The sequence below is a fragment of the Hymenobacter oligotrophus genome (genome assembly GCF_003574965.1).
In the GTDB taxonomy this organism is placed as follows: Bacteria; Bacteroidota; Bacteroidia; order Cytophagales; family Hymenobacteraceae; genus Solirubrum; species Solirubrum oligotrophum.
On the sequence record NZ_CP032317.1, the window covers coordinates 734,508 to 749,790 of the forward strand.

Below are 15,283 nucleotides of genomic sequence, written 5' to 3' on the forward strand. Positions count from 1 at the left end.
AGCTGATTAAAGTTTGAAGGAGAGGGTGGCCGAGTAGTTGCGCGGCGCAATGGGGTTCACGCTGTTGTCGTCGTGCATGTTGTAGCTCAACTCGTTCAGCAAGTTGGCAAGTTTCAGGCGCAACGAAAAACGGTTGTAGCTGTAGCCCAGCGAGGCGTCGAAGAGCAGGTAGTTCGGCACCTCAATCAGCTGGAAGGCGTCGCGGGTGCCGGCCGGCCAGGGCTTGCCGTCGGCGGGGTTGTAGAGGCGGGTGTTGCGGCCCGCTACTTTGTCGCCCATGTAGTAGCCGGTTACGCCGGCGTTCAGGCCTTTCAAGAAGGTGTTATCGAAGGTGTAAAACACGCTGAGGTTGGCGGTGTGCGCGGGGTTGTAGCGCAGGCGGCTGCCTTCCTCGTAAATGTTGCTCTTGGTGTAGGCCGTCATGTTGTAGCTGTAGCCCGCCAGCACCGACCACCCCAGGTAGGGCTTGCTTTGCACGTCCAGTTCCAGGCCTTTGCTGGTTACTTCGCCGGCCAGCTCCTTAATGTTGGTATCCAGGTTCATTTTCACCGAGCCGTCGGGGTTGAGCACCGGCGAGCCGTCGGCCTGGAACACCGGCCCTAGGTAGGTTTGGGCCAGGTTGCTGTTGACAATGCGGTAGGCCGTAACGTTGGCCGACAGCGCGCCGTTAAACAGGTCGTTCTTCACGCCCACTTCGTACTGATCGAAGGTGGAAGGGGCCAGCGAAGCGCCCGCGGCGTCGCGGCCGGTGTTGGGCTGGAAGGAGTTGGCGTAGGAGGCAAACAGCGAGGTGGTTTTTACCGGCTGGTATACCACGCCCACCCGGGGCGAAAAGGCGTTGTCGAAGCGGCGGTTTTCATCGAATTTGCCCGACGCGTAGGTGTACACGTCGCTGGGGGTTTCCTGGTAGCTCCAGCGCAGGCCGGCCAGCACTTTCAGCTTCTCGCTGATGGTAACCAAATCCTGGGCGTAGAAGCCGGCGCGGCGGGTGTTGCCCAGCGTCAGTTGGTTGCGCTTCAGGTCGTTGTAGCTGCCAACGGCCCCGGCCGGGCGGCTGAGCTCACGCCCTAGGTCGAACACATTAATGTTGTCGTAGGGGGCGGCCACGTACGAAATGGCACGCGTCTGGTACTGGTCGGCATCGGCGCCGAGCAGCAAGGTGTGGCTCAAAAAGCCGGTGTGGAACGAGCCCGTCAGGTCGAGCTGAGCCAGGAAGTAATTTTCGGTGCTTTGGCTGCGCTGCAAGTTGCGCGTCCAGTTGCCGCGCAGGGCCGGGTTGGTTTTGCCGTTGTTGATGCTGGTGGGGCGGGCGGCGCTGCGCTGCTCCACGTCGTAGCGCTGGAAACCGGCCACGCCGCGCACCTGCCAAATGTCGCTCAGGCGGCTGGTGAGGGTAGCGGTGGCGCTGGTTTGGTTGGCGGCGTTGTTGGCGTTGGCCAGGTTCAGGAAGCGGGTACGCGACTCCAACACCTGGTAATCGATGGCGCCTACCCCAAAATCGGGCGTGCGGTTGTCGCGCAGATGGTCGCCCTCCAGCACTAGGTCGGTTTTGGGCGTAAGCTTAAAAAGGAGCGAAGGGTTTACGTAAAAGCGGTCCGACTGCACCACGTCGCGGTAGCTGTTGCCCTGCTCGTAGGTGGTGTTCAGGCGGTAGGCTACTTTGTCGCTGTTGCCCACGGCGCCGTACACGTCCACCATCGGTTTCCAGAACCCGAAAGAGCCGGTGCGCAGGGCCACCGAGCCGCCGCGCTCGAACTTGGGTTTTTTGGTTACCAGGTTCAGGGCGCCGCCCGCCGATACGTTGCCGTACAAAATGGCCGTGCTGCCTTTCAGCACCTCCATGCTCTCCAACGACGATGCTTCGGGCATGATGCCGTTGTTGAAGCGGACGCCGTTTTTAAACGTGTTGTTGGAGCCGTACGCGAAGCCGCGGCCGCCCAGTTCCTCTTGCGTGCCGCCGGTGGCCGCCATTACGTACAGGCCGGGCGTGTTCACAATGGCGTCGCTGAGGCGCAGCACCTGCTGTTGTTCCAGGGTTTCTTGATTGATGCTTAGCACGGCCTGCGGCAAATCGAGCGGGCGAACGGGCATTTTGCTCACGCCGGTGGCGCGCTGGTTTACGGAGCGGGTTTCGGTGATGCGCACCTCCGTAAGCTGCTGCGCGCTTTTGGCCAGCGTTACGGTGTTCAGGCTTACGGTGCCGCGGTTGGGTACCTCCACCTCAATTTCCTGCGTTACGTAGCCCAAAAAGGCAATGGCCAAGGTTTGCTTGCCGCTGGGCAAGCGCAGGCGGAACGAGCCGTCGGCATCGGTGCTGGTGCCAATGGTAGTGCCTTTCACCATCACCGAAACCTGTTCGGCGGCTTGGCCATCGGCCAAAACCACGCGGCCCACTACTTGGCCGTGCGCCACGTAGGGCGAGTGCGTGGGCCCGTCGGTGGGCTGGTTATTATAAGCCAGTAACGATTGAGCATTAACCGCTGCAGGGGCAGCAACCAAGAGCAGGAAAGGAAGGGAACAGCGCATTCAGTTATTTAGACTGATTCAAAAGTGATGCAAAGCAACTGCTTGTTTAGATCCGGTCCAAATAAAAAATTGCGCCGGGTTAACTTTTTTAATCCATTCTGATCAAAATCAGCTTTTGCCGAAGCCATCCACGCTGCAAATAGGCGCATTGAGTTAAAGGCCGAAGCGCTAGAGCCCTGCCGATGCCGCCAACCGTTGCCGCCTTTGCAAGCGGGCTAAGTCACCTAGGCCGTACCGACACGCCGGTTGCTCTTGCTCGTGCGTGCGCGGGCATTGCTGTCGATATTGCCGCCATGAACCCAAGGTCGGCCGCCGTACTACAAGCTTATTTTGCCGGCCGGCTGGCTCTTAGCGAGCAGCAGCTCACGGCCGCATCGGCGTTGTTTGAGCCGCGAATGTTGCGCCGCGCCGAGGTGTTGGTTTGGGCCGGCGAGGTGGCTCGGGTGGGCGCATTTGTGGCCCAGGGCTGCCTGCGGGCCTTTGTGGTTGATACCAAGGGCAAAGAGCACGTGGTGCAATTTGCGCCCGAGCAGTGGTGGGTGGCCGAGCAAAACAGCCTGCTTCGCCGCGAGCCCGCCATGTTTGCCATCGATGCCGTGGAAGACTCCGAGGTATTGCTTTTCGACGCGACGTTTTACCGCAAGCTCAGCCAGATAACGCCTGCTTTTCCGGAGTTTTTTGCCACGCTGCTCCAAAACAACATGCGCACCATGCAAAAGCGGCTGGTGCTTACGCTCAGTGCATCGGCCGAGCAGCGCTACCTGGACTTTTTGCAAACCTACCCGACGCTGGCCCAGCGCCTGCCGCAGCGCATGATTGCAGCATACCTAGGCGTAACGCCCGAATCGTTGAGCCGAATACGGCGCGAACTGTCGGGGCATTAACTGGCTTTAATGCCTGCACTAGCACGCGGCATTTCTTACCATACATCAAGGCGCGGCCCTAGGTGGCGGGGTAGTTTTGCAGCGCAACCACCCGTACTGCCACCCCTGAATCGCCGAATGTTCCTGAAAGCGTCGGCGGTTTTGCCCACTGCTCTAGCCATGAATCTGCAAGACCTTCGTACCGCTACTTCCGCGTTCCGGAAAAGCACTGCTATGCCGGCGTTGTTCATCGGGCACGGCTCGCCCATGAACGCGCTGGAAGACAATGCCTTCACGCGCATGCTGCGCCAGCAAGGCGAAGAAATTCGGAAGCGACAAGTGCCCAACGCCATTTTGGTGGTATCGGCGCACTGGCTTACGCGCGGCTCGTTTGTCACTTTAAACGAACACCCCGAGACTATCCACGATTTCGGCGGCTTTCCGGCCGAGCTGTTCGCCATGCAGTATCCGGCGCCCGGCGCGCCCGCCTACGCCCAGCAGGCCATGGCCCTGGTGCCCGATTTGCACGGCTCCGACGAATGGGGCCTCGACCACGGCACCTGGACGGTGCTGCACCACCTGTTTCCGGAAGCCAACGTGCCGGTTTTTCAACTCAGCCTCGATTTCTACAAAACGCCCGCCCAGCACTTTGCCCTGGCCGCCCAGCTACGGGAGCTGCGCCAGCGCGGGGTGCTGCTTGTGGGCTCGGGCAACGTGGTGCACAACCTGCGCCAGAGCATGCCCAAACTAATTGCCGGCGATGCGCAGCCATACGCCTGGGCCACCGAGTTCGACGAATGGGTAGAGCAGCGCATCGAGCGGCGCGAGTTTAGCCAACTGCTTGATGTGCAACAGGCCGGTGCGAGCGGTGCGTTGGCCGTGCCCACCCCCGACCACTACTGGCCATTGCTGTACACCCTGGCGCTGGCCGGCCCCAACGAGCCCATCAGGCACTTGTTCGAAGAGGTGTCGTACGGCGGCATCAGCATGCGTACGCTGGCGGTGGGGTAAGGGGCTGCCGCGCACCTAGGGCCACCAACGCACAAAAGCCCGGAGCTACGGCGCCGGGCTTTTGCATTTGGGTGTTTTGGTTGCAGAGGAGGATCGAAAAAGCGTAGGTGAAATCTTAATTGGTGCGGTTGGCTAGGTAGCGCAGTTGGGCGGCTTCGGCGGCCGGGCCGCGGTACACCAAACGGCCGTTTTGCAGGTCGCCGGCGTACACCTCTACTTCGCACGCGTCGGTGGGCAAAAACACCCGCACCGACTCGCGCACGCCGGGCCGAACGTAGGTTACGCCGCCTACCACCTCGGTATTGGGCCAATTTACTTCGTAGAAACCTGCCTCAATCAACTGCACTGTTAGCATAACCGTGTTACTATGTTTGCCGAGATAAGGCAAACCAAGCTTGGATAGTTCATGTAATGTGAAATTAAATATTGGAATTTTCACGTGTATGAACACAGGTTTACCTTTCGGTTACCTTTTGTAAACCAATGCTTTGCTTCAAAGCAGCTTCGAAGTGTTGGGTCCTTGGGCTGAACACTGGTGGCTCGTGGCAATAAGCCGGCTCGGCATTGTGTCCGCCAAAGTGGCCGTGCGCAATCGAAACCGGGCCGTACGCCCAACTTACCGTAACTTTTCGCCGTTTTTGCCTTGGCGGCGCTCAAACAGTTGCGCCAGCCGCTCCCGATCCGAACCTTCCGACAACACACCGATGCGTTTTCATCGCACTTTCGAAATCCTGAATCAGCGCGCTGCCGAAGCACCGCAAGCTGATTGCCTTGTAGCCAAAATCGGCGGTAAGTGGTTGCCCCTCAGCAACCAACAAGTGCAGGATGCGGCCAATGCCTGCAGCCTGGGCCTGCGCCACCTAGGGGTAGGGCAGGGCGATAAGGTGGCCATTATCTCGAACAACCGTCCGGAGTGGGTGCAGGCCGATTTCGGCATTGCGCAGCTGGGCGCCGTGAGCGTGCCCATGTACCCCACCATCACGGTAGAGGATTACCGGTACATTTTTCAGGACGCGGCCGTGAAGGTGGTGCTGGTATCGGACCGCAAGCTGTACGCCCGCGTGAAAGAGGCCCTGCAAGGCCTGGAGCAAGCCCCCGAGCACGTATTCACCTTCGACCAAGTGCCCAACGCCCGCCACTTCGACGAGTTGCTGGCCCTAGGTCGCCAAGTTAATTTAGCCGAGCTGGAGCCCCTGAAAGCCGCCGTACAGCCCGACGACCTGCTGACGCTTATTTACACCTCGGGCACCACGGGCCGGCCCAAAGGCGTAATGCTCTCGCACGCGAACATCCTCAGCAACTGCCACTCGCTGCGTGAGTTTATACCCGTAGTGCCCGGCGAGAAAGCGCTAAGCTTTCTGCCGCTTTCGCACATTTTTGAGCGCACGGCCACCTTCCTGTACCTAAAGCTGGGCCTTGCGGTGTACTACGCCGAGGGCTTGGAGGTGATAGCCGACAACCTGCGCGAAGTGCAGCCCCAGGTGTTTACCACCGTACCGCGCCTGCTCGAGAAAATCTACGATAAGATTGTTGCGAAAGGCCAGACGCTCGAGGGCTTCAAGAAAAAGCTGTTCTTCTGGTCGCTCGACCTAGGCCTGCGCTACGACCCGCAACGCAGCCTGGGGCCGGTGTACAACGCCCAACTGGCCGTGGCCAACAAGCTGGTGTTCAGCAAGTGGCGCGAGGCGTTGGGCAACCAAGTAAAGTGCATTATTTCGGGCGGCGGAGCGCTGCAGCCGCGCTTGGCGCGGGTGTTCTGGGCCGCGGGCATTCACGTGATGGAGGGCTACGGCCTGACGGAGACCTCGCCCGTAATTGCCGCTTGCCGCTACAACCGCGAAGACAACATGCCCGGCACGGTGGGCCCCGTTATTCCGGATGTAGAGGTGAAGATTGCGCCCGACGGGGAGATCTTGACCAAGTCGGCCTCGGTGATGAAGGGCTACTACAACCGGCCGGATTTGACGGCGGAGGTGATTGACGCGGAGGGCTGGTTCCACACGGGCGACATCGGCGAGTTTGTGAACGGGCGCTTCCTCAAAATCACCGACCGCAAGAAGGAGATGTTCAAGACCTCGGGCGGCAAGTACGTGGCCCCGCAGGTCATCGAAAACAAGCTCAAGGAGTCCCCCCTCATCGAGCAGGCCATGGTCGTCGGCGACGGGCAGAAGTATGCCGCGGCCTTGCTGGTGCCAGCCTTTGAGGAGCTGCGCAACTGGGCCAAGCAGCAGCAGATCAGCTTTGCCAACGATGCAGCGCTGGTGGCCCACGAGCGGGTGCAAAAGCTATACCGCGAGCTGGTAAGCCAATACAACGCGGCTTTCGCGCAGTGGGAGCAAGTAAAGAAAGTGGCGTTGGTGCACAACCCCTGGACGGTGGAAACCGGCGAGCTGACGCCCACCATGAAGCTCAAGCGCAAAATCATCAGCGCCAACAACGAGCAGCGCATTGCCGGGCTGTTTCAGTAAGCAGCCCGGTTAGTCACCTAGGCGCAGCGGCGCGGCCATTTGGTCGCGCCGCTTTGTTTTACCACCTAAACCGCCATACCGGCAGCACCTTGCCGGCCGCAAACTGCTCGCGCTCGGCGGGCAGCTCCAGAAAACCGTCGCTGGGGAGCAAGCTGGCCAGGTCGCCAGAGCCGTGGGCGCGCTCGGGGTGAGCCAATAGCTGGCCGGTGGGGGTGCTCTGCAAGCTTACCAGCAGAAAGTGCGTGAGCCTGGGTTTGAAAACGACATCGGTGGCCAGCACGGCGTAGGTAGGTGCGGCAAACGCAGGCTCGGGCAGCTGCACGGCCCGCAACCACGGCGCGGCGTAGCGGAAGTAGTTGACAAACGTAGAAACCGGATTGCCGGGCAAGGCAAATACCACTGCGCCCTGCGGATGCCGGCCAAACCAGAACGGCTTGCCCGGGCGCTGCTGCACTTCATGAAAAATCTGCTCGGCACCGCATTCGCGCAGGGCCTGGGGTAGGTAATCGGCTTTGCCTTTTGATACGCCTCCGCTGAGCAACACCGCATCGAATTGCTGCAGCAAGGCAGGCAGGCCCGCACGTAAGGTGTCGAGGTCGTCGTTGAAGTGGAAAGCCTCGGCGGTAGCACCTGCCTGCTGGGCGGCCGCTTGCAGCATTTGCGCATTGGAGCGCCTGATTTGGTGCGGCAAGGGCACTTCGGAAACCTCTACCAGCTCGTCGCCGGTGCTAACCACCGCTACCCTAGGTGCCCGCGACACGCTTAGCTGCGCGGCACCCACGGTAGCGGCTACGGCCACTTCGGCGGGGCCGAGCAGCGTACCCGCGGGCAGCAGCAGCTCGCCCTGTTGTCGATCGGAGGCGCGGCGGTGTACGTTGAAGCCGGCGCCGGTGGGCGGCACCTGCACGGTGGCGGTGCGGCGGCCGTGGGCGTGCTCGGCAATCAGCAAATCCTCGTAGCGCACCACGGCATCGGTGCCGGGCGGCATGGCGGCGCCGGTCATTATTTCAATGGCCGCTTGCGGATTGAGCAACGGGGTAGGGGCCTGGCCGGCAAACTGCGTGCGCTCAATCTCGAAAACCTGCTGCCCCGCCGCCACGGCGGCGTAGCTCAGCGCAATACCATCCATGGCTACCCGGTCGAAGGGCGGAAAGTCGCGGTCGGCGTATAGAGGCTCGCGCAGTACCCGGCCCCGCGCTTGGGCCAGTGCTACGGTTTCGGTGGGCAGCGGCTGGGCGGTGCCCTGAACAAGGCGGGTAGCTTCGTCGACGGAAAGCATGCGGGTGCGTAGCAGGGAAGTAGGAGTGAGGCGGCCCTAGGTGGCTAAACTTTGGGCAGGGCGCTAAGGTAAAGCGCATCGGGGCAGTAGCCGGCCGGGCGCCGTAACTTGCCCTCCGCAGTGGCGCTGGTGCTGCTTAAGCTCTGGCGCCTTGGTTTCAGCGGGCGGCCTGCGCCGCTTTTGGTTGTTTTCGATTTCCGATCATGTCCAATTCTTCTAAACTCACGCACCTCAACGACGCCGGCCAACCCGCCATGGTTGACGTAGGCGGCAAGGCCGTTACGCGGCGGGTGGCCCGCGCCCGCAGCCGAGTGGTGCTCGGGGCCGATATTCTGGCGCTGGTGCAGCACGGCGACTTGCCCACGCGCAAAGGCCCCGTGTTTCAGACGGCTATTCTGGCGGGCATTATGGCCGCTAAAAAAACCGCCGACCTCATTCCGCTGTGCCACCCCCTAGGTCTCGACGACTGCCAAGTTACCATACAGGTAGCGCCGCCCGCGGCCGTGGTTATTGAGTGCACGGCCACCGTAACGGGCAAAACCGGCGTGGAAATGGAAGCCCTGACCGGCGCTTCGGTAGCGGCTCTCACCATTTACGACATGTGCAAGGCTCTGTCGCACGACATTGTAATTGAGCACACGCGCTTGCTGTCGAAAACCGGCGGCAAGAGCGACTACCACTACCACGATGCATAAGCCTGCCCACACCAAGCACGCAGCCTTGGCGCGGCCTAACCTTGGCGAGTTTGGCCGCCACGAGCTGGCCGTGCTGGGCGCCCCCTGCGGCGTAATTAAGGACTTGGCCTCGCGCTTGCTGCCCGAGCTAAGCACTGGCTTGCGCGTGGCCTACGTAGATGCCGACCACGCCGCCGGCGATGCTGCCGACCAAGGCGAGGCCGGCGGCGCCGATGCCATTTTGCAGGCCGGAGCCGCTGCCGAGCTAACCGACAAAATTCATTTTCGCCGGCTCGATGCGCGGCAGGGCATGGATAAGTTCAGCCAACAGCACTGGCTGGCCGGGCAAAGCCTGGTGTTGGCAAACGGCAACCACTTCCGGGCCAAGCAGCAGGTTATTATCCTCGATCCGCGCAAACCGCTGGAGAAGAAGCTCGACCGCCTTACCGATGTGCAACTGGTGCTGACTACCGAAGGCCAAACCGAACTGCCGGAGTACCTGCGGGCGCACTTGCCCAATGCTGCCGAGCTGCCCGTATTGGCCCTAGGTGATACCGCCGGTATTGCCGCTTGGGTGCGGCAGTGGTGGCAGCAACGCGTGCCGCCGCTGCGGGGCCTGGTGTTGGCCGGCGGGCAAAGCCAACGCATGCAAGCCGACAAAGGCCGCCTGCGCTACCACGGCCCCGAACAGCGCGAGCACGCCGCAGCCTTGCTGGCTCCGTTTTGCCAGGAGGTGTTCGTGTCGTGCCGGGCCGAGCAGGCGGCGGAGCTGCCGGCTGGCCTGCAACCGCTGCCCGATCAGTTCCTCGACCTCGGGCCCATGGGCGGCATTCTGTCGGCGCTGCGCCACGACCCCAACGCCGCTTGGCTGGTAGTAGCCTGCGACCTGCCGTTTCTCTCCAACGCCACCTTGCAGCACCTGGTGCAGCACCGCAACCCGGCTCGGGTAGCAACGGCATTCCGGAGCCCCGCAAACGAGTTTCCGGAGCCGCTGATTACCATCTGGGAGCCAAGCAGCTACGGCGTGTTGCTGCAATTCCTGGCGATGGGTTACTCGTGCCCGCGAAAGGCGCTCATCAACTCCGATGTGCAGGTGCTGCAAGCCCCCGCCCCGCAAGAGTTGCGCAACGTAAACACACCTACCGAGCGCGACGCGGCGCAGCAAGAGTTGCTGAGCTCTCGCAAGCAATAAGTTTGGGAGGCTTCAGTGCGTCTTGCCCGCGGAGCAGTAGCTGCAATAGTAGAGCTGGGCAACGCAGTTAGCCCTCAATGGCCTCAATGCCTTGCTCTTTTAGCCGCTGTAAGTTCGCTTTCATAGCGCTGAGCTGCTCTGGCGAGTGGCCTTGCCAATTGGTAACTTCCCCAACCACTCGCAGCGGGTGTTGCGTGCGGTAGGATTTGGTCGGATTGCCCGGAAACTTCTTGTCCGTCAGGTTCGGGTCGTCTTCGAAAGGGCCGGTAGGCTCCACTATGTAAATGCGGCCGGGCCCGTCGCCTAGGGCAAGTTCAGCTCCCCAAGTGGCTGCGTCGAGGGTGGCAGTGAGGTACACGTACGCAGCCTTTTTGTGCTGCCCATAGTTCGAGTTGAAGCCGGGCTGTATCAGGTCGCCTAGGTGCAGGTTGGCCTTGGTGCCGTGGTAGAAGGGCTGGTCGTTCAGGTCGTGGATAGCGGTTGTGCTCATGCCCTCGTATTTGCTCATTTTGATTGTAGCCTTGGCTTCTGTTGCGCTTACGGATAACTGCTGACCAGCTGGCTTATATATGCCCAACGACGGTGTTGATGCTTCAAGGCAAGCATATGTAACCCGGCTACCGCGCGTTATCTGCTACCTCCACACCTAGCGGGGAACCGTGCCCATGCTGCCTTGGTGCACAACCGCTAGCCTTGGCCCGGCGTACTGCCCAAAGCCGCTTTCTTTACCAAGCTTATCATGGCAACAGGCACCCGCGGCGGGCTTTTGCCGGTATCTGTCGCTTTTTATCACCCGATGACCGAACTCCAACGTCTGCTCGCTGCCTACGACGACTACCGTGCCGCCGGCCGCGCCTGCGCCCTGGCTACCGTGGTGGAGGTGGAGGGCTCGGCCTACCGCCGCCCCGGCGCCCGCATGCTAGTCGGCGACGACGGCCAGCTGACCGGTGCCATCAGCGGTGGCTGCCTCGAGGGCGACGCCCGCCAGCGCGCCCGGCAGGCCTTGCAGCAACAACGCCCCACGCTTGTTACCTACGACACCAGCGACGAAGACGACCCGCGCCACGGCCTCGGCCCCGGCTGCCAGGGAGTAGTGCGCATCCTGCTCGAGCCCCTCAATTTCGCCGACCTCGACAATCCCCTGGAGCTGCTGCGCGGTTTTGCCCTGCATCCCGAACCGGCCGTACTAGCCACGGTGTTCCGGTGCGCCGCCGGCCAGGCCGTAGCCGACCTAGGCCAACGCCTGCTGCTAGTGCCCGACGGACAGGTGCGCGGCTCGGCGCTCGATAATCTGCCCCTTACGGCCCAACTGCGCCACGACGCTGCTCAGGCCCTAATGCAGGATCAGTCGCTGATACGCGAGTACCCAGCACCGGCAGGCGGCACCGTACGCGTGATTCTGGAAGTGCTGCGCCCACCGTTGCGCCTTACCGTGTACGGCGCCGGCAACGATGCCCAGCCGCTCGTTCGGCTGGCGGCTTCCCTAGGTTGGCAAGTAAGCGTAGTAGATGGCCGGCCGCGCCAAGCCGCGCCGGAGCGCTTCCCCGATGCTGCCGAAGTGCGCGTGGTGCCGCTCGCTGAGGTACCCACGTTGCCGCTTTCAGCCGATTATGCCGTGCTGCTGACCCACAACTACGCCTACGATTTGGCCGTGCTGCAGCGCCTGCTCGATGCGCCCACGAGCTATATTGGCCTGCTAGGCCCGCGAACCAAGGCTGCCCGCTTACTCGAGGAGCTAAACCAGGAGGTAACCGACGCCGAAATTCGTTTACAAGGTCGCCTCTATAGCCCCGTTGGCCTGAACCTAGGTGCCGAAACCCCGGAGGAAATTGCCTTGTCGATAGTGGCTGAGATACAAGCCGTGCGGCAAGGGCGGCCGGGCGGCATGCTCACCCACACCACCGACCCAATTCATGCCCGGCCAACCAACGTAGCCAGCCCCGATTCTGAGGAAGCTTCTGACAGCAAGGCCCGCTACCGCCACGTAGTGGTTACTGAACCAAGCTGCGGAGTGTAACCTCAATTAAGATTGCTCGCCTGGTGTTACCAGGCGTAGTGGTGGTAGGAGGTAATGCCACTTGACCAACTCCTGCACGCATGCACCTAGGGGTGCGCTGCTACCCACACGGTGCCATCCTCGTACTCCTCTTTTTTCCAGATTGGCACCACTTCTTTCAGCGTGTCGATGATGTACTGGCAGGCGGCAAACGACTCGGCGCGGTGCGGCGTCGAAACGGCCACTACCACGGCCACGTCGCCAATTTCGAGGGTGCCTTTGCGGTGTACCACGGCCACTTGCTGCAGCATCGGCCAACGCTTCTGAGCTTGCTCGGCCACGCGGCGAAGCTGGTGCACGGCCATGGCATCGTAGGCTTCGTAGTGCAGGCGCACCACGCGCCGGCCGGTACTTTGGTTGCGAATAGTACCGATAAAGGAGTTTACCGCGCCGGCGCCATCGGCTTGCACGGCCTGCAGTACTGCCGCAACGTCAATGGGCTGGTCGGTGAGCTGGATAAGCATGGGTGTTGAATTACAAATTATAAACTAAAAATTATGAATTGATAAGAGACCCGGAGCGCAACTGGTGAGCCCCAATTGTTAATTCATAATTATTAATTTTTAATTAGTACTAGCCGCCACTCACGGGCGGAATCAGAGCTATTTCGTCGTGCTCCTGCAGCAGGGCGTCGGCGGGGGCGTACTCGTTGTTCACGGCTACGGCCAGGCTGCGGAGCTCACCTAGGGCCGGGTAGGTTTGGCGCAGCTGCTCGAGCAGCTGCTGCACCGATTGGCCGGGCTGCAGCGCAACCTCGAGCGTAGGCGCGCCAACGATTTCGCGGGTAATCCCGAACAGGGCAATGGATAAGTTCATGAGGGCAACGGAAGAAATGCGCGGCAAATGGCAAAGAAAAAGAACGGAAATGCCAGCTTTGCGTTTTTCTGACGCGGAGCGGACAAACCCAAGGCAACAGGGGGAGCGGCTCGTGCCTGTAGTACATGCCTAACTCTGCCACACCGGTGCTATACGACAACCACGGGCGTCCGCTCGAATACGTACGTGTGGCCGTTACCGACCGGTGCAACCTACGCTGCTTTTACTGCATGCCCGAAGAGGGCATCAACTACGTACCCCGGCAGGCGCTGCTAAGCTACGAAGAGCTGGAGCGCGTAGTGCGGGTGTTGGCGAGCTTAGGCGTGCGCAAAGTACGCCTAACCGGCGGCGAACCGTTTGTGCGCCGCGGGTTGCTCCCGTTTATCGAGCGCCTCAGCAGCATTGCCGGTATCGATAATATTGGTCTGACCACCAACGGTGTACTCACGGCGCCCCACGTGCCCGAGCTGGTGCGGCTGGGCGTGCGCTCCGTCAACCTCAGCTTGGATACGCTTGATCGGGAACGGTTTCTGCGCATTACGCGCCGCGACGAGCTACCCCGAGTACTCGAAACATTCCAAGCCCTGCTGGCGGCTGGCATCCGCGTGAAGATCAACGCCGTGGTGATGGACGGCCAGAACATCGAAGACCTGGTGCCCTTGGCCGAGCTAACGCGCGAACTGCCCGTGGAGGTGCGCTTCATCGAGGAAATGCCCTTCAACGGCGGCAGCCACGCCACCCCGGCTTTGCTGCCCTGGAACCACGTGCGCATTCGCGAGCATTTGGCCGCGCATTTTGGCCAGTTGCTGCCGCAGAACTCTGCTCCGGGCGCTACCGCCACAAGCTACCTTGTGCCGGGCCACGCCGGGCGCCTTGGCATTATTGCGGCGTACTCGCGTACGTTTTGCGGCACCTGCAATCGCATCCGCCTCACGGCCGAAGGCGGCCTGAGAACCTGCCTCTACGACCAAGGCGTGCTCGATGTGCGGGCTTTATTGCGCGGTGGCGCTTCGGATGCCGAGCTGCGCGCGGCCCTCGCTAATGCCTTCCGGTACCGGGCAGCCAACGGCTTCGAGGCCGAGCAGCACCGCCCGGTGCACCAAATCAGCTTCGAGTCGATGTCGACGATAGGCGGCTAAGCCAGCTGGGCAGCCTGCTATCAGTATCCCCGGGCCTAGGTCAGGAGGGCTGCTCGAGGCGGTGTAGCACCTCATCCAGCGTAAGCTGCCCCAGGATAAACCGCGCCAGCAAGCGGCGCTCGTGCTTATCGGGGTCGAGGGCGGTTTGCCGAGCTACGCGCAATGCCCACAACACCGCCCGTCGGCGTTGCTCAGCACTTTGCAAGGGGGGGGGGGATAGTTCGGGCACATTGCAAACTAAAAAGCCTAGCCCCTTGCCCGCAACCGAAAAAATACTGCTTTTAGCGAATACGAGTACGTATAGATAATTACGAATATACCTGCTTGATTAAGTAGTTATGCGGGCCTTAGCATGGCACGCATGAGCTTGGCAAGTTGTGCGTTATGTCATGTAAGTACCTCACTAAGCCTACGCGAACCAAAGTTTCGCGTAGGCTTTACCGCACTATTTGCAGATGCTGCTATGAAAGCATTGCTGATTACCCTAAGCGTAGCCGCGGGGCTTTACGCATTGGTGTGCTTACTGCTGTACTTCGGGCAAGAGCGCATGCTATTTTTTCCTGATAAGCTGCCCGCCAACTTCCGGTTTCCCTTCCGCAGCCGGTTTGAGGAACGCTGGGTTACCGCGCCCGATGGGGTTCGGTTGCACGGGCTGCTCTTCCGCGCCGCGGCACCCAAGGGCCTGGTGTTTTACCTGCACGGCAACGGCGGCGCCCTCGACAATTGGGGCTACGTGGCCGATGCTTACACGCGCTTGGGCTACGATGTGTTTATGCTCGATTACCGCGGCTACGGCAAAAGCCAGGGCCGCATCAGCAGCGAGCAGCAACTGCTCGAAGACGTACGGGCCGCCTACCGGCACGTGCTAGCCGAATACCCCGAAAACCGCACGGTTGTGCTGGGGTACTCGCTGGGCACTGGCCCGGCAGCTTGGTTGGCGGCCAACTACCAGCCCCGCCTGCTGATTTTGCAGGCGGCTTACTACAGCCTCGAGCGCGTGGCGCGGCACCATTTTCCGTGGGTGCCGGGCTTCTTGGTGCGCTACCCGCTGCGCACCTATCAGCTGCTGCCGCGCATCAAAGCGCCCATTGTGCTTTTCCACGGCGACCACGACGAAGTTGTGCCCTACACCTCGGCTACCGAGTTAAAGCCGCTGCTAAAGCCCCACGATCAACTGATTACCCTAGCAAATGCTGGGCACAACGGCATTACCGATAACCCGAAGTACTTGCGCGTTCTGGCCGAGGTGCTGTAGCTAA

At 61.3% G+C, this 15,283-nt stretch carries 15 protein-coding genes; 8 read left to right on the forward strand and 7 right to left on the reverse strand.

Annotated elements, in window-relative coordinates:
- Positions 1-6 precede the first annotated feature (6 nt).
- Complete coding sequence (locus tag D3Y59_RS03040; protein ID WP_240410489.1) at positions 7-2,499, reverse strand: TonB-dependent receptor; 2,493 nt, start codon at positions 2,497-2,499, stop codon at positions 7-9.
- Between the two features lie 320 nt (positions 2,500-2,819).
- Here D3Y59_RS03040 and D3Y59_RS03045 point away from each other — a divergent pair, with 320 nt between their 5' ends.
- Both D3Y59_RS03045 and ygiD read left to right on the forward strand, forming a co-directional pair.
- Positions 2,820-3,410, forward strand: coding sequence for a Crp/Fnr family transcriptional regulator (locus D3Y59_RS03045; protein ID WP_119443712.1), 591 nt, complete (start codon positions 2,820-2,822; stop codon positions 3,408-3,410).
- A 159-nt stretch (positions 3,411-3,569) separates the two neighbouring features.
- On the forward strand, positions 3,570-4,400 hold the full coding sequence (ygiD, locus tag D3Y59_RS03050) for a 4,5-DOPA-extradiol-dioxygenase (RefSeq protein WP_162910506.1): 831 nt from the start codon (positions 3,570-3,572) through the stop codon (positions 4,398-4,400).
- A gap of 115 nt (positions 4,401-4,515) precedes the next feature.
- On the opposite strand, the gene D3Y59_RS03055 is transcribed toward ygiD, so the two are convergent.
- Positions 4,516-4,755 (reverse strand): hypothetical protein, encoded by a 240-nt coding sequence (locus D3Y59_RS03055; RefSeq protein WP_119443714.1) that lies wholly within the window; start codon positions 4,753-4,755, stop codon positions 4,516-4,518.
- Positions 4,756-5,104: 349 nt separating this feature from the next.
- Here D3Y59_RS03055 and D3Y59_RS03060 point away from each other — a divergent pair, with 349 nt between their 5' ends.
- The gene (locus D3Y59_RS03060) at positions 5,105-6,868 is read left to right on the forward strand and encodes an AMP-dependent synthetase/ligase (RefSeq protein WP_119443715.1); all 1,764 of its coding nucleotides are present in this window, start codon (positions 5,105-5,107) and stop codon (positions 6,866-6,868) included.
- Between the two features lie 58 nt (positions 6,869-6,926).
- Here D3Y59_RS03060 and D3Y59_RS03065 read toward each other — a convergent pair whose 3' ends face one another.
- Positions 6,927-8,147, reverse strand: coding sequence for a molybdopterin molybdotransferase MoeA (locus tag D3Y59_RS03065; protein WP_119443716.1), 1,221 nt, complete (start codon positions 8,145-8,147; stop codon positions 6,927-6,929).
- Positions 8,148-8,350: 203 nt separating this feature from the next.
- Here D3Y59_RS03065 and moaC point away from each other — a divergent pair, with 203 nt between their 5' ends.
- Both moaC and D3Y59_RS03075 read left to right on the forward strand, forming a co-directional pair.
- The gene (moaC, locus tag D3Y59_RS03070; RefSeq protein WP_119443717.1) at positions 8,351-8,842 is read left to right on the forward strand and encodes a cyclic pyranopterin monophosphate synthase MoaC; all 492 of its coding nucleotides are present in this window, start codon (positions 8,351-8,353) and stop codon (positions 8,840-8,842) included.
- Positions 8,835-10,013, forward strand: coding sequence for an NTP transferase domain-containing protein (locus tag D3Y59_RS03075; RefSeq protein ID WP_119443718.1), 1,179 nt, complete (start codon positions 8,835-8,837; stop codon positions 10,011-10,013). Before moaC ends, D3Y59_RS03075 begins: the two co-directional genes overlap by 8 nt.
- 67 nt (positions 10,014-10,080) lie before the next feature.
- On the opposite strand, the gene arr is transcribed toward D3Y59_RS03075, so the two are convergent.
- Positions 10,081-10,503, reverse strand: a complete 423-nt coding sequence (arr, locus tag D3Y59_RS03080) for an NAD(+)--rifampin ADP-ribosyltransferase (protein WP_240410491.1) — start codon at positions 10,501-10,503, stop codon at positions 10,081-10,083.
- Positions 10,504-10,809: 306 nt separating this feature from the next.
- Between arr and D3Y59_RS03085 the strand changes: the two genes are divergently transcribed.
- A complete protein-coding gene (locus tag D3Y59_RS03085; protein ID WP_119443720.1) occupies positions 10,810-12,030 on the forward strand; it encodes an XdhC family protein in 1,221 nt (406 codons plus the stop codon).
- Between the two features lie 86 nt (positions 12,031-12,116).
- Here D3Y59_RS03085 and D3Y59_RS03090 read toward each other — a convergent pair whose 3' ends face one another.
- Both D3Y59_RS03090 and moaD read right to left on the reverse strand, forming a co-directional pair.
- Positions 12,117-12,533 (reverse strand): molybdenum cofactor biosynthesis protein MoaE, encoded by a 417-nt coding sequence (locus D3Y59_RS03090; RefSeq protein ID WP_119443721.1) that lies wholly within the window; start codon positions 12,531-12,533, stop codon positions 12,117-12,119.
- A gap of 109 nt (positions 12,534-12,642) precedes the next feature.
- Positions 12,643-12,885 (reverse strand): molybdopterin converting factor subunit 1, encoded by a 243-nt coding sequence (gene moaD / locus D3Y59_RS03095; RefSeq protein ID WP_119443722.1) that lies wholly within the window; start codon positions 12,883-12,885, stop codon positions 12,643-12,645.
- A gap of 146 nt (positions 12,886-13,031) precedes the next feature.
- Between moaD and moaA the strand changes: the two genes are divergently transcribed.
- On the forward strand, positions 13,032-14,024 hold the full coding sequence (gene moaA / locus D3Y59_RS03100) for a GTP 3',8-cyclase MoaA (protein WP_119443723.1): 993 nt from the start codon (positions 13,032-13,034) through the stop codon (positions 14,022-14,024).
- Positions 14,025-14,064: 40 nt separating this feature from the next.
- Here moaA and D3Y59_RS18160 read toward each other — a convergent pair whose 3' ends face one another.
- Positions 14,065-14,229, reverse strand: a complete 165-nt coding sequence (locus tag D3Y59_RS18160) for a hypothetical protein (protein ID WP_162910507.1) — start codon at positions 14,227-14,229, stop codon at positions 14,065-14,067.
- 258 nt (positions 14,230-14,487) lie between these two features.
- Here D3Y59_RS18160 and D3Y59_RS03105 point away from each other — a divergent pair, with 258 nt between their 5' ends.
- Positions 14,488-15,279, forward strand: coding sequence for an alpha/beta hydrolase (locus tag D3Y59_RS03105; RefSeq protein WP_119443724.1), 792 nt, complete (start codon positions 14,488-14,490; stop codon positions 15,277-15,279).
- The last annotated feature ends 4 nt before the right edge of the window (positions 15,280-15,283 follow it).